The following is a 19989-nucleotide window of genomic DNA, read 5'->3' on the forward strand; positions in this document are numbered from 1 at the left end:
AGGAGCCATTTGATGAAGATCAATGCCGATTTCGACAAACGAGTGGTCGTCCACAGCGATCAGATCGATTGGGTGCCGTCCCCTATGGCGGGCGTCGATCGCCGGATGCTCGACCGGATCGGCGGGGAGGTGGCGCGGGCCACTTCCATCGTCCGTTACACGCCGGGCAGCAGTTTTCCCGAACACACACATGACGGCGGTGAAGAATTCATCGTGCTGGAAGGCGTGTTTCAGGACGAGCATGGCGACTATCCTGTGGGAACCTATGTCCGCAATCCGCCGAGCACACATCATGTGCCGAGATCGGAACCGGGCTGCACAATCTTCGTGAAACTATGGCAGTTTGATCCCGATGGCCGGAACCAGTTTTCGCTCGATTTGGACGCCGAGAACCTTGCGCCAGTCGAAGGGCAGAAAGGTATATCGGCATCGACTATCCATCAGGATGAGAGCGAGGCGGTGTTCGTGGAGAAATGGGCGTTTGATGCGCAGCGATCGTTCGATGCTCCGGGCGGTGCGGAATTGCTCGTGTTGGACGGGCTAGTGATCGTCGATTGCGAGGAACTGGGCAAGCATAGTTGGCTGCGAATCCCGCCCGGCGATATGCTCGATGCCCAAGCCGGAAAAAATGGTGCGAAGGTGTGGATCAAGACCGGCCACCTGACTGACGTTACGGCACCCTAATTCTGCGGCTGAATCACCTGCAAGAATTCCTGCGTGCAACTGCGCTTTCCGCGCTTGCAGGGACCCCGATGCGCGTCTAGGCGTTCACGCAATATGACAGACAAGACCTTCGACCCGACCTCCAAGACATCACTCGCCGCGCCTGACACAAACGTCGATGTGCGCGACACATTCGGTGTCGACATCGATTGGCAAGTGCCCGCTTTCAGCGAAGCGGATGAGCGCGTGCCTGATCTCGATCCCAACTACGTTTTCGATGCGGACACGACATTGGCGATCCTGGCAGGCTTTGCGCATAACCGCCGGGTGATGGTGCAGGGCTATCACGGCACGGGTAAAAGTACGCATATCGAGCAAGTCGCTGCGCGGCTGAAATGGCCATGTATCCGTATCAACCTCGACGCGCATATCAGCCGGATCGATCTGGTCGGGCGTGACGCGATTGTGCTGCGCGATGGTTTGCAAGTCACCGAATTCCGCGAAGGCTTGCTGCCTTGGGCGCTCCAACATCCCGTTGCTCTTGTATTCGACGAATATGACGCAGGCCGCCCTGATGTGATGTTCGTGATCCAGCGCGTTCTGGAAGCGGAAGGCAAGCTGACCCTGCTTGACCAAAACCGCGTAATCCGTCCCGATGCGGGCTTCCGCCTGTTCGCGACAGCCAACACGGTCGGTCTGGGGGACACCAGCGGCCTCTATCATGGTACGCAAGCGATCAACCAAGGCCAGATGGACCGTTGGAATATCGTAACCGCGCTGAACTATCTGCCAGCAGAGGTTGAGCAGGATATCGTCACGGCTAAAAATCCCAAGGGCGATCCGAAGCAGATTGCCGACATGATCAAGGTCGCGGATTTGACGCGCCAAGGCTTTATGAACGGCGATATCTCGACCGTGATGAGCCCGCGTACAGTTATCACCTGGGCGCAAAACGCCGCGATTTTCAACGATGTCGGTTTCGCCTTCCGCCTCAGCTTCCTCAACAAATGTGACGAGGCAGAACGGATGCTGGTCGCTGAATATTACCAGCGCGTGTTTGGTACGGAATTGCCTGAGAGCGTTGTCGGGTCGGCTTAACCCAATCGATCCGGCTCAGTTATTCTTGTGTAGCACAGTCTAGCAGCCGGGCCCTTTCTCGTGCGCCGCAGCAAGCGCTTGATGCGCGGTGGTAGCCGCCTGCCATGCTGCCATCCGTCCGTTTTCTGGCATAATCAGCATGGCGACCGGCTCAGGGTTTTTCAGCTTTTCGAAAGACGGGAAGAGGAACAAGCCCAGCATGCCTTTTCCTTTGACCTGCTTTTCCAGCTTTGCCGGCGCGTCTTGGCTTTCAAATGTCGCTGAGCCGCCAAAAACCCCGAACGAGTAACGGCTAAGTGCTCGCCATCCTGTCGTAACCTCCAAGTCTACATTCCCTCCCTGTGACGCAATGCCCACGCGGTATTTGTGGGCTTCGCTGTCAAATAGCGGAAAATTGCGCCCCTGTGCGCGCACGGTCAGACCGGCAGGGAAGTATCTGATATTGATGAAGGCGCGTTCCGCCGCTTCACCGGTTTTCGCGATCTTCGTGAGCTCGATCTCAGGAGTTTTCTGCGCTGGTAGCTCGGTAAGCTCGACATCCGGGCCAAGGTTCCATTCGCCTTGCTTGTAATAGATACGGGTGCGCTCTGCGGTGGCGTTCCATTCCCACTCGCCGATTTTGCCAGAGGGGCAGGGCGGCAGTTCCTGCGCGCTGACGGGTTGGGTCAGCACGAATGCCGCTGCGATTATTGTGGCCGCGGTAGAGTACGTCATAATGGACTCGTGAGAAGGCAGAAGTTGAAAAACTCGCAATTATGTAATTCACTGGTCGGGTTTGACGTCGGGCAATTTCCCACGGCGCCTCAGGTCATCTGCGAACGACTTGCCACGCGCATATCCATTGGTGGCCGACAAATCGAACCATTTCAAAGCCTGCTCGTATGACCGCTCTGTTCCCAATCCGAAAACGTAGTTCAGGCCAAGGTTAAACTGGCATTTCGCGTTATCCAGCGCTGCGCATTCCTGAAGCAGTGCGAAACCCTTTGGCACATTTTTCGCTGTGTCCTTGGCATATAAGTGCGCCTTGGCGACTTCGTTTAGACCGTCGCCGTGTTTGGCTTTACGATAATGTTCTTCAGCTTTCGTTAGATCCTTGGGAATGCTTGCGCTTCGTCGACCGGAAAAATATGCGTCCCCCAAAGCGATAAAGGCTTGGGCGCGATTGCTTTCGTCCAGAAACTTCATCGTTGGTGCTTTTTTGAGCCAATAGGCAGCTTTCGCCAGTTGTTCATTATCGGGCATTCCCCGGGTAAACGCACCGACGGACTTAACTGCCGCTTCGCCTATTCCGCCTTTGGCCGCTCTTTCCCAATATTCCCAATTGCGCTGACCGTTTCGTTCAATATCGCCAATATTGGTGGCGTTGCGCAGGCCGAAAGTCTGGTCCCCGTAATAAACGTTGCCGACAATATATTGTGAATGCGCATCGCCTTGATCTGCGTGGGCTTTGATTTTTGCGAAGGCTCTCGCGTTACCGAATGCGGCGAGTTGCCTATACCAATCGACTTCCTGCTCGAAGCTACCGCCGTGACCGTCATCGAGCAGATCGACGAGATAAATCAGCGTAAATTTGTCAGAATTGGCTGTCTGCGATTTCTTGTAGTGCTCGACCGCCTTTTTGGGGGATTTGGCAACGCCCATCCCTTCTTCATATAAGAATGCCATGGTCAGGTGAGCATCTGCGATGTTGGCATTCGAGGCAGTTTTCGCCGCGATCACCGACCGGGTCAGTTCGATACCCTTGGCGATATTTTGTTTAGTCCCGCTTCCCTCGAGATAGGCTTCCGCTACCATCAGACGCGCGCCCAAGTGACCCTGTTTTTCAGCTTTCTCAGCATAAGAGAAAAGACGCTCCGGTGATTCCGGCATTCCGCCTTTGCCCAGCAAATGAAGATAGGCGATCCGATATTGCGCTTCGGCATTACCGGCATCGGCAAGCGGTTTCAGGATGGCCGCAGCCTCGTCATATTTGAATGTATCGTAGGCCTCGATACCTTCGGCCAACGCGTCTGCTTCCGTTTCCGCATGGGCTGGAGCAGCAGAAAGCGCCGTTAAGCCCAGCGAAACGGCAACGATACCTGCCATTATGGTTTGCGTAATGTGTTTCATCATTTCAAACTCCGCTCAGTTTGCGCAGCCGCAAGGTATAGCAACCCGGCGCGGTGGGTTTGCCCACCATCTCCCCATCGACAATGGTTGCTTCCATCGCGGATGCTCCGAAGCGTTCGGGTTTTTCGATCCATTCGCCCGGTTTGAGTTCGATCTGGTACGCGGGTGCATTCGCTATCTCGGCAAGCCCGCTAACTTTGAACGAACCGGCCTTCGCGTCCGGGTTTGCCGCGGTGGGAAAGAAGTTCAATACGCCGTCAATCGAACGTAGGCTGGCTAGCCGAAACGCACGCGCATCATTGCAGGGGCCAGCACCGGAGCGGCATTGCCCGGGCAGCGCGTCTTCGGGAGCGGGCCCGGCATCGTTGATTGTTAATGTCATCCCGACTTCACCGAAACCGCAAATGAAAGTGCCCGCGTAATGGCCGGTAATCTCGTTTATCGGGTGTTGATCGGTCGCTGCGTCTTGCGCTGTAGCAGCGCTTGTCAGGGCAAGGCCGATAGCGCCGCAGCTAGCCAGTAGCCCTATCGCCAGCGATGCGGCTTTGAGCGAACGATATTCCATGTGATGCCCTCCAGCAAATCTCGACTAGGTCGAGGATAGATAGCAAACTGCTCGGAACCTTGTAAAATCACGACATTCACTTTGCGCACGAAGCTGCAGTGACGAATCCTCTCGCCAAGGCTGTGTTGTTTATGTAATACAGTCGCCGATGGCTTCGCGGTTTTCCAGATTCTGGCCCTTTGGAGGAAAGTCTCGTGAAGAGGTTGATCCATCGGACAATCGCTATTTCGCGTTGCAGGAACCCTATGGTGCCGATTGGGACGATGAGGGCGATGATGATGTCGTCTATCGCTCGGGCACACCCACTCCGGACTATGATGCCTGGGACTCACGGCTCGATCAGGTTGATCGCAAAGCCGCCGATTTAGAGCGCCGCAAGCAGAGCTGGTGGCAGCCGCGTTACTGGAAGCAACGCCGCAAGCGTTGGTGGGCAGTGCGGACCCTGGCGGCGATCTTCGCGCTGCTCATTGCGATTGTTGCATGGTTGGCGATAACCGCGCCGCTGTCAAAGTCGCTAGAGCCGATTGCTGCGCCGCAAATCACACTGCTCGCGGCTGACGGAACACCGATTGCACGCAATGGCGCGATCACCGACGAACCGATCGATCTGAAGGCATTACCCGATCATGTGGTAGAATCCTTCATCGCCATCGAAGACAGGCGGTTCTTCACCCATTGGGGTGTTGATCCGCGCGGAATTGCGCGGGCTATGTGGACCGGCGTCGGCGGAGGCAGCACGATTACACAGCAACTCGCCAAGAACAGCTTCCTTACACCCGAGCGCAGCCTGAGCCGTAAAGCACGAGAGATGCTGATCGCGTTTTGGCTGGAGACTTGGTTGACCAAGGAAGAGATCCTCGAACGGTATCTGTCCAACGTCTATTTCGGAGACAACGTCTACGGTCTGCGCGCTGCATCGCTGCATTATTTCTATCGCAAGCCAGAAAATCTCAAGCCCGAGCAAGCGGCCATGTTGGCGGGCCTGGTGCAGGCTCCCTCCCGCTATGCGCCGACGCGGCATTATGATCGCGCTGAAAAGCGCATGCAGTTGGTCGTCAAATCGATGGTCGCGGCAGGATATCTGACACAGGCTGAAGCCGACGCTATGCCCAACCCTGTGATCGATGCACGGGCCAAGAATGATGTCCCGACAGGAACATACTTTGCTGACTGGGCCCTGCCGGAAGTGCGCAAATTATCGGACTCCGGCTATGCGAGTCAGACATACACGACGACGCTGGATTCACGCCTTCAGAGTATTGCGCGGCGCGTAACCGGGAGCGCCAAGTTGGGTAATGCGCAGGTTGCTTTGGTTGCTATGCGCCCGGATGGTGAAGTTGTCGCTATGATCGGCGGCAAGGATTATGCAAAATCGCCGTTCAACCGGGCAACACAGGCGAAGCGTCAACCGGGATCGACATTCAAGCTCTTTGTCTATCTGGCGGCGCTGGAAGCCGGGATGCAACCTGATGATCCGGTTGATAATACAGAAATCACGGCCGGAAGTTATCGGCCGCAGAACTATCGCGGTAACTACTCCGACACGCTGACTCTCGAGCAAGCATTTGCGCAATCCAGCAATGTTGCCGCTGTCCGCTTGTTCAACCAACTGGGCGATGAGGCGGTAAGAAATACCGCGCGCGATCTGGGCCTGGATTCGGCGTTGCCCGCTGGCGATCCAAGCGTGGCATTGGGATCCTCGACGGTGACGCTATTGGAACTAACTGCCGCCTACGCCGGGATCGCAGCCAACAGTTTCCCGGTCGAACCGCGTGCATTCGAAGCGGAGGAGGAAGGCTGGTTCGATTGGTTATGGAGTTCCTCCGGTAGCCTGCCGGGTTCGGTTCATGACGATCTCGAGCAGATGCTTCGTGCGGCAGTGAATAATGGTACAGGACGTGCGGCGATGCTCAGCGGACCAAACTACGGGAAAACCGGGACAACTCAGAACAACCGAGATGCGTTATTCGTCGGATATGCCGGAGAAGGCGAGAATGAATTGGTAGTCGGTGTGTGGGTCGGAAATGACGACAATACACCATTAGATGGCGTAACCGGTGGCGGGCTGCCTGCGCGTATCTGGCGCGACTTTATGCGGCAGGCTTTGGGCGCGCCCGAGCGCACTCGTCCAACACCCAAAGCCAATCCTTCGGGTCCTGTTCAACCGCAGGATGTACCCGATCTGGAAGATATTCCGATCGGTGAGAATGGCACGCGTCTGCGCATTCGTGACGGGGAGGGGGTGACGCTCGAAACAGAGATTGAGGGAGTGCCGATCGATATCCGGCTGGACGAGGACGGGCTGAACATCGATACGCCCGATTAGCAGGCGTCAGGCGTCCGGCTCTGCCATCAGAATATTCATAATCGCGGTTGCAATCGGCCGCTCGCGATTATCTTGCCATGCCTCGACCGAGATGTTCGCGTTGCGGCGCCCCAGCTTGACGATCCGCGCTTTGGCGTATGTTGTCTTTTGCTTGCCCGCCGATAGGAACTGTGCGGTGATATTGATCGGTTTGAGCCGATGCGCGCGGCCAAGCTGCTCCAGTTCCTTGCGGAGCAGGGCATAGCCAGCGGTTTCCAGCAAACCGCTTGTCGCGCCGCCATGAAGATGCTGTGGGCGCCCCTCCACATCGCTGCTGAATTCAAAGCCGAGAACGGGCGCTCCGTCCTCTTCACCATGCACGAAAATTCCCAGAGAACGGGCATAGGGTGTCAGAGGAATCTCAGGCATTGCGCGAATCCTGACCGATCGTCATGAAGATACCAGCCATGGTTGCCACCGTATCATCCGGATCGCCGTCATGGGCGACGCCGCGCACAAATGCTGCGGATTTGGACAGCTTATAGCATTCTACCCTACCAAAAACCGAACTGCGTTCACGGGCCGGACGCTGGTAATCGACGCGAAGGTCGAGCGTCGCAACCGGAGCGAACGTGCCATGTCTGGTCCAGATCGAAAGACCTGATGCCATATCGAGCATGCTTATGATCGGACCTGAGGCGAGTATCTTTCGCTCCACTTCACCGACCAGATCCTCGCGCCAAGGCAATTCCAGCTCCACCCAATCGGTTCCGTGATCGCGGAATATCAAGCCCAGCTTGGCCGAATGGCCATGTCGCATCAGGAATTGTGCGGTCTTTGCCGGATCAAACGGGGGAAGCTCTTTGGCCATGGAATTGCTCTGTAAGGTCTCCCAACCCATTTCAATCTTTTAATTTAACAGGCGGCGTGGTGAGGCGCAGCTTTTAGAGTATACCGCCTGCCAGCGCATCAATCGCGCCTTGCAGGAACACTGCGGCTGCGTGGCTGTCGATCCGTTCGGAGCGTTTGCGGCGGCTCATATCCTGCCCGATCATATCGCGCTCGGCCGAGGTGGTGGACCAGCGTTCATCCCACAGCAGGACCGGCAGTTCAAACGCGGTAGAAAGATTGCGGGCATAGGCGCGGCTGGCCTGCGCACGCGATCCCTCGCTGCCGTCCATATTGCGCGGGAGGCCGATTACGATAGCGCGGACAGAGCGTTCGCGGATGATCTCGGCCAGCCGTTCCTTATCGCGGCCAAACTTGCCGCGTTCCAGTGTCTTGCCTGCAGTTGCAAATTGCCATCCGGCATCACAGGTTGCGGTACCGATCGTCTTGGTGCCGAGGTCGAGCGCCAGCAATGCTCCGCCATCGGGCAAGGCCTCGCGCAGATCAGCGGCGCTATCAGTAATCAGGGCGCTGTGTTCCATGCTGCGACCCGGCGCTCTACATCATATTGGACGTTCTGCCAGAACAGCGGAATATCATAGACGTGATAATTGTTACCCGGGAGAACATAGTTCCCCATCTCAGGCGGATCGCCAATGAGCAGCAAGCCGCGCTCGTCGCATCGTGCGGGGACTGCGCCGGGGACTAACTCGCCCGATGAGAAATCTGCCTCTGGCACCAGTGTGCCGGCATTCAGCTCTTTCGCAGCCTCACCGCCAATTTCGCCCGTTAGCGGATTGGTACACAGGATCGCGCTATCGCCGCGCAGCTCGCCGTCAAATCCGGTCGAAAGCCGATAGCTGTCGAGCACTTGCTTGGGGCCAGCTGGCTCTGCGAAACTCGACCAGCTCAGCACACAGCCAGCCTGCAGCGGCGTTGCGCATGCAGGGAAGCCCAATAGAGGCAAATCATGCTCGACCGAAATGGGCCAGCCAATGGCGTATGCGGCGGCAACCCGGCTCTTCGCATCGGAAGTCGCGATTTCTTCGCGCAGCAGGCGAAGCAAATGGAGCGAACCTTGGCTATGGCCTACGAGAACGATGGGCGTGTCGGCATCCACGCTGGTCAGAAAGAATGCATAGGCCTGCTTCACGTCATCATAAGCGGCTTCGATAGCTTGTTCGGCATCCGCAGAGTCGGCGAGAAATGCGCCCATTGTGGCTTGGCGATAGCGCGGTGCCCAGATTTCCGATGCCTGATTGAACGGGCTGGCCATGCCGCGCACATAGATTTTGGCAATGCGCTGCGATTCCGCGTCATCCAATGGCGCATTCCACGATCCGCTGTCGAGGAAGCTGGTCGGATGGATGAAGAATACTGCGAAATCTTGTTTCGGATCAGCCGGTTTGGGTACCATGCGGTCGCGCGCGCGTGTCGGAGGTTGCCAGCGCGCCGGATCGCTGATTCCAATTCCAGGGCGCGAGAACCACATTGCGGGGTCCTGGTAGGCATTTTCTTCGAGTGGTGCCTGTTCGTCGAACTCCTCGCGTGGCACAAACGCGTATTCGGTCAGTTCCTGCGACCAGATGCGCAGAACGAAGAAAGCGGCAATCGCCAACACGATCAGGAACGCGATAAAATAGAGAAACTTACGTGCCATTTATGGCTTCCTTAGCGTTTTCGTCTTCGTTCTGGTTTTGCTCGGCCCGGCGTTGAAGCGCCACTTTGATCATCGCAAGCAGCGGATCGGCAAGGAACAGGCCCAAGATACCGAACAGGATGCCCATAATAAGCTGCGATGACAGGACCAGGGCAGGGGCGAGATCAACAGTTTTCCGAGCGATGAGCGGGATTACCAGATAGCCATCGACATTCTGGACCAGAAAATAGACGAAGATCGTGTAGAGTCCCATATCGGTTCCGCCGGAAAAGCCGACCAGCACCATCAAAACGCCCGACAGTATCGCGCCGAGATTGGGAATAAACGCCAGCAGTCCGGTCAGAATCGCAAGCAGGGCCGCCATGGGCACAGTCCCAATTCCGATTAGCGGACCGACGCCGGCCAGCATCACGTAAGTAAAAACTCCCTCGAACACCATGCCAACGAGCCGGCCAGCCATCAGGCGGCGCATTGTCCGCCCCATTTGTGAAGCGGTCTCGAAGAATTCGCTGCGGCGATGGGCGGGTAGCATCCACGCCACGCCGCGTTCATACATGCGCGGCTCGAACGCCAGATAGATCCCGATGATTGAGACCAACAGCAATGTGGTGAGCCAGCCCAGGAGGCCGCTGATCGCCCGCGTGACTGTGCCCACGCCGCTCATCAGATTGGTCAAAAGTGCCTGGAAATCCGGCGCATCTATCGCGAAGCCTTGGCCGCGCAACCATTCAAAAGCGACGGCTGCTTGCTGCTGGATGATCGCTGGAAATTGCGCTGCTTCTTGCGAAATTTGCGATCCGGCGTAGGTCACAAGCCAGTATAAAAACCCGACCGCAGCCAGGAGCACCAACGATATTCGCCATGTCCGCGGAATGGGCAGCACCCGGCCGAGTAAGCGAGCACCACCATCGATCATGGATGCGACCACGAGCGCCCCGAAGATGATCAACAGCGCCTGCGATATGTAGAGAGCGAGCACGACCGAGCCGATAACCGCTGCCCACACAAATGCGCGCTGCGCTTCGAAACGCAGTTCCGGGCTGGAAATACGCGATGGGCTGGTGCCAAGATTTTCGTCTGATTGTTCGCGTTTACGGCTCACTCTTGGTCTGCTCCCTCGGCAATTGCAGGTCGCAGAGTGGTCCACGCCCGCCCGCCGCGCAAGGATGTCCACCAGCTAATCGGGTTCCAGCTTGTGCTACCGTCAAGCGAGAAAGTTATAAATTCCGCCCTTCCGCCAATATTTTCCAGCGGGATCGGGCCGCTCAAGCCATTGCCGCTGAAGTCGCGGCCGTCAGCTGAATGGTCGCGATTGTCGCCCATCACGAAAACATGACCTTCCGGAATTGTGATCTCGGCAAAATCATCCGAAGATTGGGTGTTGTGGTCAATGATCAGATAGGACGCTCCGTTGGGCATTGTCTCGCGCTGGATGGGTGGTTCGCAGGCAATCCGCCCATCGGGCAATGTCACTTTGTAGTCGAACGGCGCACCGTTCTCCATGTCGTATCCGAAATCACACGGCATGTTGGCATCGATAGGAATGCGCAGGGGGGGCTCCATTTCCTGCTTCACCGGCTGGCCATTCAAAATGATCTGTCCTTTGCGCACTTCGAAGCGGTCACCCGGACGTGCAACCACACGTTTGATATAGTCTTCATCGCGATCCGGATGGACCGGGATCACGATGTCGCCATATTCGGGCGTATCTGCCCAAATGCGCGTTTCACTGCGCGGCAACAGGTGAAATGATGCGGACGCCCATGACCAGCCATAGGGATATTTGCTAACCACCAATCGGTCCCCCACCAGCAGATTGGGCACCATCGACGCGCTAGGAATATAGAAAGGCTTTGCGATAAAGCTGTGGAAGGCCAGCACAGCGAGCAGCATTAGCGCTAACCCGCGAAATTCGGCGAGCCAGTTTACTTTCGCGGCACTATCGCCGGAATCGGTTTCAGAATTGTCGGTCACAATTGGGGTGTCAGTGCTCATGGTCTAGGATGCTTTGGGAACGGCCTCGATAATCACGAATGCTTGCGCCCATGGATGATCATCGGTGAGAGTAAGATGAATGACGGCTTCATGCCCATCCGGCGTCAATTCCGCAAGCCGCGTAGCCGCTCCATTGGTGAGAGCGAGAGTGGGGGCGCCCGACTTGGCGTTCACCACGCCGATATCCTTCATGTAGACGCCGCGATAGAAACCGGTGCCGACCGCTTTGGAGAATGCTTCTTTTGCGGCGAACCGCTTCGCATAGGTTCCCGCGCGGGTGTAGGGGCGTTTGGCCGCTTTGGCGCGTTCGACTTCGGTGAAGCTGCGTTTCTCGAACCGCTCACCATGGCGGTCGAGCGCTTTGGCAATCCGATCGATATTGCAAAGGTCTGATCCAAGGCCGATAATCATGCCGTCCCCCGAAGAAAAAGCGCAATGAGCAGGCTGAGCGCGATCACATTCAGCATCACCTGGCTTTTGAACAATGGGTGAGAGAAGTCGCCATTGGCTCGCTTGATCGATCCGACATAGCCGAAGATCTGCAACGCGACCCAGCCGATAGCGAACGTCACCAAGACCCGCGTGTTGAGCGCATATCCGAGGAATCCAATCGACAGAACGAAGATCGCGGCGGCGCTGATTGCCCAGCGTTTCTGTTCGCCCGTCAGTTTTGCCGGTGCATCGCTCACCTTGCATCGTCCATCAGATCGCGCATTTTGCGAACGGCGTTTTCCAGACCGACAAAGATTGCTTCGCCCATCAGATAGTGCCCGATATTGAGTTCGGCCAATTGCGGGATGGCCGCGATCGGTTGGACATTCTCATATGTCAGACCGTGGCCGGCATGTGGCTCGATTCCGTTTTTCGCGGCGAGGGCGGACATATCGGCGATGCGTTTCAATTCGGAGGCAAGAAGATCGCGGTCACCATCGAGATGCGCGTGTGCATATTCGCCGGTGTGGAACTCCACCACTGGCGCGCCGAGTCGCAAAGCGGCTTCCAATTGCCGCTCGTCCGCTTCGATGAACAGGCTCACGCGTATGCCTGCGTCGGCCAGTTGCGATACGATTGGGGCAATCCGGTTGTGCTGACCTGTGGCATCGAGGCCGCCTTCGGTGGTGCGTTCCTCACGCTTTTCCGGCACAATACATGCGGCGTGCGGTTTGTGGCGAATGGCAATCTCCAGCATCTCGTCAGTTGCGGCCATTTCCAGATTGAGCGGAAGGTTGGTCGCGTCCTGAATACGCTTTAGGTCATCATCGCGGATATGCCGCCGGTCTTCGCGCAAATGCGCGGTAATTCCGTCGCCACCGACCGCAGCGACGATCTCTGCTGCGCGCACCGGATCAGGATGATCGCCGCCGCGCGCATTGCGGATAGTCGCGACGTGATCGATGTTGACGCCCAATCTTAAGGGGTGGGGCTTGTGGGAACTCGTCATCATTTACGGCTTCCCGGTTTGGTAACGGGAATGGCTGCGAGTTCGGCAGGCACTTCATCATCGGCGTAAGTCGGGAAGGTGATCTCGACCAATGCGTGATAAGGCACGTCGAAGCTGACATCGCCGCCGGTCCGGTTGACCACAGACACCAGCGCCAGGACCTCGCCGCCAGCGTCTTCCACAGCTTTCATTGCTTCTTTGGAAGACAAGCCGGTTGTGACGACATCTTCGACGACGATGATCTTTGCACCTTTCTCGATTGCGAATCCGCGGCGCAGGCCGAAGGTCCCGTCAGGGCGCTCAAGAAACATGGCTTCCTTACCGAGCGCGCGGCCCATTTCATGGCCGATGATGATGCCGCCCATGGCCGGGGAGATAACCACGTCAATGGCGCTGCGGATCTCGCGCGGCAGTTTCGCTGCCAATGCCGCTGCGAGTCGGCTGGCCCGCATCGGGTCCATCAGTACCCGCGCGCATTGCAAATAATGCCCGCTATGCCGTCCGGAGGACAGTTTGAAGTGGCCTTCGAGCAGCGCTTCGCTGGCGCGGAATTCGGAAAGAACGTCGTCTTCTGTCATAGTAAAACGCTGGTAATCCTGTTGATGGTTGCCCATTGAGCAACGTGACTTGCGGATTTTTCTCCTAGAAGCGCTTGAGGCAGTGGGCAACCATGCGTATAGGCGCGGCAGAATAGTACCCCGTTGGGGATCGTCTGGGCTACACATCGTGGCTCCAAACAATAAACGGAAAGCGTCAACATAATGGCTCTTGGTGATTGGTCCCGTCGGACTCTTCGGATTGTAACAACGCTGTGGGCAGCGGCTCTGCTGGCTCTCACGCCACAAGCGGCAATTGCGCAGGATGAAGCAGCGGAAGCGCCTGCTGCGGTCGAGGCTGCGGCTGAAGCGCCTGCTGCTGCAACGCCGGGCTACACTCCGCTCGGTCCTGAGTGGATTAAGGGTCAGCCGGTTGATGGCGGAATCGATTTCCAGCCGCAATATACCGACGACGGCCAGTTCGCGTACAAGATGCACACATATTTGTTGATGCCGGTTATCACCGCGATCAGCCTGTTCGTGCTGGGCCTGCTTCTGTGGGTTGTTGTTCGCTATCGCCGCAAGGCCAACCCGGAGCCCTCGAAAACGACGCACAACACGTTCATCGAAGTGGTGTGGACGCTGGTACCTGTGCTGATTCTGGTGGGGATTGCGATCCCATCAATCACTCTGCTGGCGCGCCAGTACGAAACCCCGCCCGAGGATGCCGTCACTGTCAAAGCAACCGGTTATCAGTGGTATTGGGGGTACACCTATCCCGATAATGGCGGCTTCGAGATCATTTCGAATATGCTGCCTGAAGAAGAGGCAATCGCGCGCGGTGAACCTGCACAGCTTGCAGTGGATAACCGCATGGTTCTTCCCGCCAATACGCCGATCCGTTTGCAAACAACCGCGGCGGACGTGATCCACGCATTCGCAGTCCCATCGCTGTGGTTCAAGATGGACGCCGTACCGGGCCGCTTGAACGAGCGCCTGCTGACGATCAACGAGCCTGGCATCTATTACGGCCAGTGTTCAGAGCTGTGCGGTGCCCGTCACGGCTACATGCCGATCACCGTCGAAGCGCTTCCGCGCGAGCAGTTCGATGCATGGGTTCTTTCGCAGGGCGGCACCGTTGGCGGTGCTGAAGAAGCTGCGGTAGAAGCGCCGGCTGAAGAAGCATCCACCGAGGAAGCTCCTGCAGAATCAGCACCGGCTGAATAAGCCCGATACCGAATATAACGCCTACTTAATTCAAGGTTAGAGAAACGCCATGGCAACAACCGCTGAAACATTCCCGGTCCCAGATGATCACAGCGCTGATCACGGGCATGATGCAGATCACAAGCCCGGCTTCTTTGCGCGTTGGTTCATGTCGACCAACCACAAGGATATCGGTACGCTGTACCTTATCTTCGCGATTCTGGCCGGTATTATCGGCGGCGCGATTTCGGGCATCATGCGGATGGAACTGGCAGCCCCGGGTATCCAATATCTTGGCTGGTGGGTGAACTTCATGGGCGGCGAGGCGTCGTTCGATGCCAATCTGCACATGTGGAACGTTCTGATCACCGCGCACGGTCTGATCATGGTCTTCTTCATGGTCATGCCAGCAATGATTGGCGGTTTCGGTAACTGGTTCGTGCCGCTGATGATCGGTGCACCGGATATGGCGTTTCCGCGGATGAACAACATCTCGTTCTGGTTGACCGTTGCCGGTTTCGCCAGCCTGATGTTCTCGATGTTTGTGCCCGGTAGCGCGGCTGGTTTGGGTGCGGGTACCGGCTGGACAGTCTATGCGCCGCTTTCGACAACCTACGCCAATGGGCCAGCGGTCGACTTCGCGATCTTCTCGCTCCACCTAGCCGGTGCGGGTTCGATCCTTGGTGCGACCAACTTCATCACCACCATTTTCAACATGCGTGCGCCGGGTATGACCCTGCACAAGATGCCTTTGTTCGTATGGTCGGTTCTGGTTACAGCATTCCTGCTGCTTCTTGCGCTTCCTGTGCTTGCTGCGGCGATTACCATGCTGCTGACAGACCGTAACTTCGACACGACCTTCTTCGATGGTTCGCGCGGTGGTGATCCGGTCCTGTACCAGCACTTGTTCTGGTTCTTCGGCCACCCCGAAGTGTATATCATGATCTTGCCGGGCTTCGGTATGGTCAGCCAGATTGTGGCGACTTTCAGCCGCAAGCCAGTTTTTGGCTATCTCGGCATGGCTTATGCGATGGTGGCAATCGGCGTTGTCGGTTTCATCGTGTGGGCGCACCACATGTACACCGTCGGCCTGGACGTTAACACCAAGATGTACTTCACCGCAGCGACTATGGTCATCGCGGTTCCAACCGGCGTGAAAATCTTTAGTTGGATCGCAACCATGTGGGGCGGTTCGCTGGAATTCAAATCGCCGCTGGTATGGTCACTAGGTTTCATCTTCCTGTTCACAGTGGGTGGTGTAACCGGCGTTGTGCTGGCCAATGGCGGTATCGACGACAACCTTCACGACACATATTACGTAGTGGCACACTTCCACTATGTGCTGTCGATGGGCGCGGTGTTCTCGCTGTTCGCTGGCTTCTATTACTGGTTCCCGAAAATGAGCGGCCGGATGCACAGCGAGTTTCTATCGCACCTGCACTTCTGGACGTTCTTCGTGGGCGTTAATGTAATCTTCTTCCCGCAGCACTTCCTGGGTATCCAGGGCATGCCGCGCCGGTATCCGGATTACACCGCTGCTTATGAATATTGGAACCAGATCTCCTCGATGGGCTATATGATTATGGCCGGCTCGATGCTGATCTTCTTCGTCAACCTCGCTTATGCGTTTCTTGCCGGTAAGAAGGCTGCGGATAACCCGTGGGGCGAAGGCGCAACGACGCTGGAGTGGACATTGTCGTCACCTCCGCCGTTCCACCAGTTCGAAACTTTGCCGGTAATCGACGATAATGCAGATTATCACGATCACCGTCCGGTGAGCGCGTAAGCACTCGCCACGCTGCCGGGGCCATTCCCAAGCGGCAAACGCATGAACATGGGGAGGGGCGCATCGGGAACGGTGCGCCCCCCTTTATAGGAGCCAGTCTCTCGAGACCGCACACGATATAGAAATGTCATCCGGACCAACCCCTCAGGCCGCCGAAGCGCAGCACATTATGCCGACCGATTGGCGTGATTTCTTCGCGCTGACCAAGCCGGGCGTGATGCGGCTGGTGATCTTCACTGGTCTATGCGGCCTGCTGGCTGCACCTGGAAGCATTCACCCGATCATCGGATTTACCGCTGTGCTGTGCATTGCGATGGGAGCAGGCGGTTCCGCCGCGCTGAACCAGTGGTGGGAAGCTGATATCGATGCGGGGATGAAGCGCACTGCCGCCCGTCCGCTGCCAGCGGGCCGGATGAACCGCGATGATGCACGCAATTTCGGCATATTCCTGTCCGCTGCTTCGGTCGGAATTATGGGTATCGCGGTAGGTTGGCTGGCTGCCGGTATTCTGGCGCTGGCGATTGTCTATTACTCGGTTGCCTACACGATCTGGCTCAAGCCCAATACGCCTCAGAATATCGTGATCGGCGGCGGTGCGGGAGCATTCCCGCCGATGATCGGCTGGATTGCGGTTACCGGCGATATCACTGCTATGCCTGTGCTGTTATTCGCGATCATCTTCTTCTGGACGCCGCCACACTTCTGGGCGCTCGCGCTGTTTGTGAAGAGCGACTACGCCAAAGCCGGCATCCCGATGATGCCAGTCGTGAAGGGCGAGGCCGCCACGCGTAAGCAGATTTTTGCATACAGCATTCTTTTGGTGCCGATAGCCGCGAGCCCGTGGTTTATCGGTGGGACGACGGCAGTTTACGGCGTTGCGGCGTTGGCTTTGACGCTGGGTTTCCTCGCATTGTCAGTGCCGGTAACATTCCGCACAATTACCGAAGGTGATACGCTCAAGCCTGAAAAGCGCCTGTTCGCATATAGCATCATCTACCTTTTCGTATTGTTCGGCGCATTGGTGCTGGACCGCGTCGCATTCTATCAAGGATGGATATCATGACCCCTGACGAGCAAACGGAAATCGAACGTCGGCGCAAAAGCCGCAATCTGGCGGTTGGCGCAACACTGCTGTTTTTCGTTGTGTTGTTCTACGCCATCACGATTGTCCGTATGGGTGACTGACGATGACCAGCGCGACTCTTGAACAACAAAATTTGAAAACCGGCCTGCTGGCTTTTGCTGGCGCATTGGCGATGTTGGGCCTCGGCTATGCGGCCGTGCCGCTTTACGATTTGTTCTGCCGTGTTACGGGCTTTGGCGGGACCACGCAGGTGGCCACCGAAGCCGAAGCTGCCGAAGCCGAGCGCCTTGCCGCTGCTGCGGCAGGCAAAACGATTTCAATCCGTTTCGATGGATCTATTGCGCGCGATGTTCCGTGGACTTTCAAGCCCGAGAAACCGACGCAGACGGTCAAGATCGGCCAGCGCGACCTTGCATTCTACACCGCGCGAAATGACAGTAACGTACCGATAACCGGGGCGGCGACTTTCAATGTCGAGCCAGAGCAGACCGGCATCTATTTCCACAAGATCCAGTGCTTCTGTTTCACCGAGCAAACCCTGCAACCGGGCGAAGAAGTCCGCATGCCAGTGCTGTTCTATGTCGATCCTGCGATCTTGCAGGACGAGAACGCCAAGGATGTCGAGCAGATTACTTTGAGTTACACCTTCCACAAAGCGTATGATCCAACAGAGGATTCAACGGAAAAACCAGCGTCCTGAGGCTGGACCTTGGGCGCGTGTGCGCTTAAGGCACTGTCCAGAACGAACGCCCTAAACCAAGACGGACTTGTTCCGACAAGAAGAGACTATTCATGGCTGGCACAAAGAACCACGATTACCACATTCTGGAACCCGATATCTGGCCGTTCATTGGCTCGCTTTCGGCGCTGACGTTCACGACCGGAATGGTCTTCCTGATGAACGATATGGCCAATGCGCATCTTGTGCTGGGCCTTGGTATCGCCGGTCTGATCGCTACGTTCTTCAGCTGGTTTGCCAATATCGTGCGTGAAGCAGAAGGCGGCGACCATACGCCGGTTGTCCAGCTGCACATGCGCTACGGCATGATCCTGTTTATCGCCTCGGAAGTGATGTTCTTCGTCGGCTGGTTCTGGAGCTGGTTCGACTTTTCGCTGTTCCCTCAGCCAATTGAAATCATCGATGGTGCAACGATTAGCCTGTTCGGTGACCCCGGCGCTGCGGCCATCACGCAGTTCCCGCACAAGGGCATCGAAGTTCTGAATGCGTTCGAGCTGCCGCTGCTGAACACGCTGATCCTGCTGTGTTCGGGCACCACGGTCACATGGGCACACCACTCGCTGATCCACGGCGACCGCGAGGGCCTTAAGAAGGGCCTGTGGGCGACAATTCTGCTCGGCCTCGTGTTTACTGCGGTGCAGATTTACGAGTATGATCACGCGCCATTCGCCTTTGGCGGCAATCCGTATAGCTCAGCCTTCTACATGGCGACTGGTTTCCACGGCTTCCACGTTCTGGTCGGCACGATCTTCCTGATCGTCTGCCTGTTCCGGACGTATAAGGGCCACTTCACTCCGCGCCAGCACTTCGGCTTCGAAGCGGCTGCGTGGTACTGGCACTTCGTTGACGTCGTGTGGCTGTTCCTGTTCGTCGCAATCTATGTCTGGGGCGGTTGGGGTGCTCCCGTCTACGCTGGATGACCACTGACAAACACCAAACGAAAGGGCAGCCCGGTATCGCCGCGGCTGCCCTTTTCGGTTTGTGTCCCAAATGCGCAGAGCGAACCCTGTTTGACGGGATCGCGACCTTTGCGCCCAAATGCACATCCTGCGAACTCGACTATTCGAAATTCAACGTGGGCGACGGGCCTGCCGGGTTTCTCACGCTCATAATTGGCGCGCTGATTGTCGGACTGGCGCTGTGGCTGGAAGTCAGCGTCACGCCGCCATTTTGGATCCATGCGATGTTGTGGGTTCCCCTGACCGTTGCGGCGGTATTCTTTGGACTGCGCGCTGCGAAAGCCGCTTTGCTGTACGCCGAATACAACAATGATGCCGGCGAGGCAGGCCTCAAGAAATGAAACCGCGTTCGATTCCGATTGTGCCGACCATCATCGTAGGCATTGCGATTGCGATCATGATTGCACTCGGTTTTTGGCAGATGAGCCGGGCGGATGAGAAAGACGCGATGGTTGAAAGCTTTCTCGCCGTGCGTGAGCAGCAAACAGTCGTTCCATTCCCGCGCAAAGCAGAAGACGTGGACGCAGCACTGTACCGCCGCAGCGAGGTCGAGTGCACGCAGGTTCTATCGACCCGAAGCACCGCCGCGCGTGATCCAAACGGTACCAGCGGTCTGGCGCAAGTGGCCTTGTGCAATCTGGCCGGCGGCGGTCAGGCCGAGATCATGCTTGGTTGGACCGCGCGCCCATTTGACAGTCTGTGGGAAGGCGGTGTGGTCACCGGCTACGTCGCACCATCGAAAGAGGGCCCGAGGCTCGTCGCATCGCCGCCAACCTTTGGCCTGCAACAACTTGCGCCGCCCGATCCGCGCGATTTGCCTAACAACCATATGGCCTATGCGGGCCAGTGGTTCTTCTTCGCCCTGACAGCATTGATAATGTACATATTCGTGCTTCGCGGCCGCACGAAAGATAGCTGAAGTCTGCGCGGGAATAGAGCGGCTTACTTGCTCCCT

24 protein-coding genes are annotated in these 19989 nt (G+C 57.1%); 11 read left to right on the forward strand and 13 right to left on the reverse strand.

From position 1 onward, the window contains the following. The first annotated feature begins 12 nt into the window (after nt 1-12). Both GRI35_RS07170 and cobS read left to right on the forward strand, forming a co-directional pair. Entirely contained in the window at nt 13-684 is a 672-nt protein-coding gene (locus GRI35_RS07170; RefSeq protein WP_160613531.1) for a cupin domain-containing protein, read from the forward strand. Between the two features lie 93 nt (nt 685-777). After that, nucleotides 778-1761, forward strand: a complete 984-nt coding sequence (gene cobS, locus GRI35_RS07175) for a cobaltochelatase subunit CobS (RefSeq protein ID WP_160613532.1) — start codon at nt 778-780, stop codon at nt 1759-1761. 39 nt (nt 1762-1800) lie between these two features. Here cobS and GRI35_RS07180 read toward each other — a convergent pair whose 3' ends face one another. Genes GRI35_RS07180 through GRI35_RS07190 form a run of 3 tightly spaced genes read right to left on the reverse strand, consistent with a single transcriptional unit; the run spans nt 1801 to nt 4435 of the window. Next, nucleotides 1801-2475 carry a hypothetical protein gene (locus GRI35_RS07180; RefSeq protein WP_160613533.1) on the reverse strand — a complete coding sequence of 225 codons (675 nt, stop codon included), beginning with the start codon at nt 2473-2475 and terminating at the stop codon, nt 1801-1803. A 48-nt stretch (nt 2476-2523) separates the two neighbouring features. After that, nucleotides 2524-3873 carry a tetratricopeptide repeat protein gene (locus GRI35_RS07185; protein ID WP_160613534.1) on the reverse strand — a complete coding sequence of 450 codons (1350 nt, stop codon included), beginning with the start codon at nt 3871-3873 and terminating at the stop codon, nt 2524-2526. A 1-nt stretch (nt 3874) separates the two neighbouring features. Further along, nucleotides 3875-4435, reverse strand: coding sequence for a hypothetical protein (locus tag GRI35_RS07190; protein WP_160613535.1), 561 nt, complete (start codon nt 4433-4435; stop codon nt 3875-3877). 148 nt (nt 4436-4583) lie between these two features. Between GRI35_RS07190 and GRI35_RS07195 the strand changes: the two genes are divergently transcribed. Continuing rightward, nucleotides 4584-6761, forward strand: coding sequence for a transglycosylase domain-containing protein (locus GRI35_RS07195; RefSeq protein WP_160613536.1), 2178 nt, complete (start codon nt 4584-4586; stop codon nt 6759-6761). A gap of 6 nt (nt 6762-6767) precedes the next feature. Here the strand turns inward: GRI35_RS07195 and GRI35_RS07200 are convergent, their stop codons facing one another. The 10 genes from GRI35_RS07200 to pyrE all read right to left on the reverse strand — a co-directional run bounded on the left by GRI35_RS07200 (nt 6768) and on the right by pyrE (nt 13302). Then, nucleotides 6768-7169 (reverse strand): PaaI family thioesterase, encoded by a 402-nt coding sequence (locus GRI35_RS07200; RefSeq protein ID WP_160613537.1) that lies wholly within the window; start codon nt 7167-7169, stop codon nt 6768-6770. Beyond that, nucleotides 7162-7611, reverse strand: coding sequence for a PaaI family thioesterase (locus GRI35_RS07205; RefSeq protein ID WP_160613538.1), 450 nt, complete (start codon nt 7609-7611; stop codon nt 7162-7164). Before GRI35_RS07205 ends, GRI35_RS07200 begins: the two co-directional genes overlap by 8 nt. A gap of 73 nt (nt 7612-7684) precedes the next feature. Then, on the reverse strand, nt 7685-8170 hold the full coding sequence (ruvX, locus tag GRI35_RS07210) for a Holliday junction resolvase RuvX (protein WP_160613539.1): 486 nt from the start codon (nt 8168-8170) through the stop codon (nt 7685-7687). Further along, a complete protein-coding gene (locus tag GRI35_RS07215; protein ID WP_160613540.1) occupies nt 8152-9288 on the reverse strand; it encodes a DUF3089 domain-containing protein in 1137 nt (378 codons plus the stop codon). The genes ruvX and GRI35_RS07215 overlap by 19 nt, the downstream gene beginning before the upstream one ends. Beyond that, nucleotides 9278-10390 carry an AI-2E family transporter gene (locus tag GRI35_RS07220; RefSeq protein ID WP_160613541.1) on the reverse strand — a complete coding sequence of 371 codons (1113 nt, stop codon included), beginning with the start codon at nt 10388-10390 and terminating at the stop codon, nt 9278-9280. The genes GRI35_RS07215 and GRI35_RS07220 overlap by 11 nt, the downstream gene beginning before the upstream one ends. Continuing rightward, on the reverse strand, nt 10387-11283 hold the full coding sequence (gene lepB, locus GRI35_RS07225; RefSeq protein WP_160613542.1) for a signal peptidase I: 897 nt from the start codon (nt 11281-11283) through the stop codon (nt 10387-10389). Before lepB ends, GRI35_RS07220 begins: the two co-directional genes overlap by 4 nt. 3 nt (nt 11284-11286) lie before the next feature. Then, nucleotides 11287-11694, reverse strand: coding sequence for a holo-ACP synthase (gene acpS, locus GRI35_RS07230; RefSeq protein WP_160613543.1), 408 nt, complete (start codon nt 11692-11694; stop codon nt 11287-11289). Continuing rightward, nucleotides 11691-11972 carry a pyridoxal phosphate biosynthetic protein gene (locus GRI35_RS07235; protein ID WP_160613544.1) on the reverse strand — a complete coding sequence of 94 codons (282 nt, stop codon included), beginning with the start codon at nt 11970-11972 and terminating at the stop codon, nt 11691-11693. The genes acpS and GRI35_RS07235 overlap by 4 nt, the downstream gene beginning before the upstream one ends. Beyond that, nucleotides 11969-12724, reverse strand: a complete 756-nt coding sequence (locus tag GRI35_RS07240) for a pyridoxine 5'-phosphate synthase (protein WP_160614800.1) — start codon at nt 12722-12724, stop codon at nt 11969-11971. Before GRI35_RS07240 ends, GRI35_RS07235 begins: the two co-directional genes overlap by 4 nt. Then, on the reverse strand, nt 12724-13302 hold the full coding sequence (gene pyrE / locus GRI35_RS07245) for an orotate phosphoribosyltransferase (RefSeq protein WP_160613545.1): 579 nt from the start codon (nt 13300-13302) through the stop codon (nt 12724-12726). The genes GRI35_RS07240 and pyrE overlap by 1 nt, the downstream gene beginning before the upstream one ends. A 183-nt stretch (nt 13303-13485) precedes the next feature. Between pyrE and coxB the strand changes: the two genes are divergently transcribed. The 8 genes from coxB to GRI35_RS07280 all read left to right on the forward strand — a co-directional run bounded on the left by coxB (nt 13486) and on the right by GRI35_RS07280 (nt 19953). Continuing rightward, a complete protein-coding gene (coxB, locus tag GRI35_RS07250) occupies nt 13486-14487 on the forward strand; it encodes a cytochrome c oxidase subunit II (RefSeq protein ID WP_160613546.1) in 1002 nt (333 codons plus the stop codon). Between the two features lie 49 nt (nt 14488-14536). Then, complete coding sequence (gene ctaD / locus GRI35_RS07255) at nt 14537-16252, forward strand: cytochrome c oxidase subunit I (RefSeq protein WP_160613547.1); 1716 nt, start codon at nt 14537-14539, stop codon at nt 16250-16252. A gap of 124 nt (nt 16253-16376) precedes the next feature. Further along, nucleotides 16377-17315 carry a heme o synthase gene (locus GRI35_RS07260; protein WP_160613548.1) on the forward strand — a complete coding sequence of 313 codons (939 nt, stop codon included), beginning with the start codon at nt 16377-16379 and terminating at the stop codon, nt 17313-17315. Then, nucleotides 17312-17437: a hypothetical protein gene (locus tag GRI35_RS13930; RefSeq protein ID WP_268894022.1), complete on the forward strand. Its 126-nt coding sequence runs from the start codon at nt 17312-17314 to the stop codon at nt 17435-17437. The genes GRI35_RS07260 and GRI35_RS13930 overlap by 4 nt, the downstream gene beginning before the upstream one ends. A 2-nt stretch (nt 17438-17439) precedes the next feature. Continuing rightward, a complete protein-coding gene (locus GRI35_RS07265) occupies nt 17440-18036 on the forward strand; it encodes a cytochrome c oxidase assembly protein (protein ID WP_160613549.1) in 597 nt (198 codons plus the stop codon). Nucleotides 18037-18128: 92 nt separating this feature from the next. Continuing rightward, complete coding sequence (locus GRI35_RS07270) at nt 18129-18995, forward strand: cytochrome c oxidase subunit 3 (RefSeq protein WP_160613550.1); 867 nt, start codon at nt 18129-18131, stop codon at nt 18993-18995. Continuing rightward, nucleotides 18992-19375: a DUF983 domain-containing protein gene (locus tag GRI35_RS07275; RefSeq protein ID WP_160613551.1), complete on the forward strand. Its 384-nt coding sequence runs from the start codon at nt 18992-18994 to the stop codon at nt 19373-19375. The genes GRI35_RS07270 and GRI35_RS07275 overlap by 4 nt, the downstream gene beginning before the upstream one ends. Beyond that, entirely contained in the window at nt 19372-19953 is a 582-nt protein-coding gene (locus GRI35_RS07280) for an SURF1 family cytochrome oxidase biogenesis protein (RefSeq protein WP_160613552.1), read from the forward strand. The genes GRI35_RS07275 and GRI35_RS07280 overlap by 4 nt, the downstream gene beginning before the upstream one ends. The last annotated feature ends 36 nt before the right edge of the window (nt 19954-19989 follow it).

The organism is Pontixanthobacter aestiaquae, from assembly GCF_009827455.1.
Taxonomy (GTDB): domain Bacteria; phylum Pseudomonadota; class Alphaproteobacteria; order Sphingomonadales; family Sphingomonadaceae; genus Pontixanthobacter; species Pontixanthobacter aestiaquae.

Bases quoted from the DNA above. Each gene is read 5' to 3' on its own strand.
- lepB (WP_160613542.1), bottom strand. From the start codon at position 11,283: ATGAGCACTGACACCCCAATTGTGACCGACAATTCTGAAACCGATTCC.
- GRI35_RS07260 (WP_160613548.1), top strand. From the start codon at position 16,377: ATGTCATCCGGACCAACCCCTCAGGCCGCCGAAGCGCAGCACATTATG.
- GRI35_RS07265 (WP_160613549.1), top strand. From the start codon at position 17,440: ATGACCAGCGCGACTCTTGAACAACAAAATTTGAAAACCGGCCTGCTG.
- acpS (WP_160613543.1), bottom strand. From the start codon at position 11,694: ATGATTATCGGCCTTGGATCAGACCTTTGCAATATCGATCGGATTGCC.
- GRI35_RS07215 (WP_160613540.1), bottom strand. From the start codon at position 9,288: ATGGCACGTAAGTTTCTCTATTTTATCGCGTTCCTGATCGTGTTGGCG.
- GRI35_RS07200 (WP_160613537.1), bottom strand. From the start codon at position 7,169: ATGCCTGAGATTCCTCTGACACCCTATGCCCGTTCTCTGGGAATTTTC.
- GRI35_RS07190 (WP_160613535.1), bottom strand. From the start codon at position 4,435: ATGGAATATCGTTCGCTCAAAGCCGCATCGCTGGCGATAGGGCTACTG.
- ruvX (WP_160613539.1), bottom strand. From the start codon at position 8,170: ATGGAACACAGCGCCCTGATTACTGATAGCGCCGCTGATCTGCGCGAG.
- coxB (WP_160613546.1), top strand. From the start codon at position 13,486: ATGGCTCTTGGTGATTGGTCCCGTCGGACTCTTCGGATTGTAACAACG.
- GRI35_RS07275 (WP_160613551.1), top strand. From the start codon at position 18,992: ATGACCACTGACAAACACCAAACGAAAGGGCAGCCCGGTATCGCCGCG.
- GRI35_RS07195 (WP_160613536.1), top strand. From the start codon at position 4,584: ATGGCTTCGCGGTTTTCCAGATTCTGGCCCTTTGGAGGAAAGTCTCGT.
- GRI35_RS07205 (WP_160613538.1), bottom strand. From the start codon at position 7,611: ATGGCCAAAGAGCTTCCCCCGTTTGATCCGGCAAAGACCGCACAATTC.
- GRI35_RS07280 (WP_160613552.1), top strand. From the start codon at position 19,372: ATGAAACCGCGTTCGATTCCGATTGTGCCGACCATCATCGTAGGCATT.
- GRI35_RS07185 (WP_160613534.1), bottom strand. From the start codon at position 3,873: ATGATGAAACACATTACGCAAACCATAATGGCAGGTATCGTTGCCGTT.
- GRI35_RS07170 (WP_160613531.1), top strand. From the start codon at position 13: ATGAAGATCAATGCCGATTTCGACAAACGAGTGGTCGTCCACAGCGAT.
- ctaD (WP_160613547.1), top strand. From the start codon at position 14,537: ATGGCAACAACCGCTGAAACATTCCCGGTCCCAGATGATCACAGCGCT.
- GRI35_RS13930 (WP_268894022.1), top strand. From the start codon at position 17,312: ATGACCCCTGACGAGCAAACGGAAATCGAACGTCGGCGCAAAAGCCGC.
- GRI35_RS07180 (WP_160613533.1), bottom strand. From the start codon at position 2,475: ATGACGTACTCTACCGCGGCCACAATAATCGCAGCGGCATTCGTGCTG.
- pyrE (WP_160613545.1), bottom strand. From the start codon at position 13,302: ATGACAGAAGACGACGTTCTTTCCGAATTCCGCGCCAGCGAAGCGCTG.
- cobS (WP_160613532.1), top strand. From the start codon at position 778: ATGACAGACAAGACCTTCGACCCGACCTCCAAGACATCACTCGCCGCG.
- GRI35_RS07240 (WP_160614800.1), bottom strand. From the start codon at position 12,724: ATGACGAGTTCCCACAAGCCCCACCCCTTAAGATTGGGCGTCAACATC.
- GRI35_RS07270 (WP_160613550.1), top strand. From the start codon at position 18,129: ATGGCTGGCACAAAGAACCACGATTACCACATTCTGGAACCCGATATC.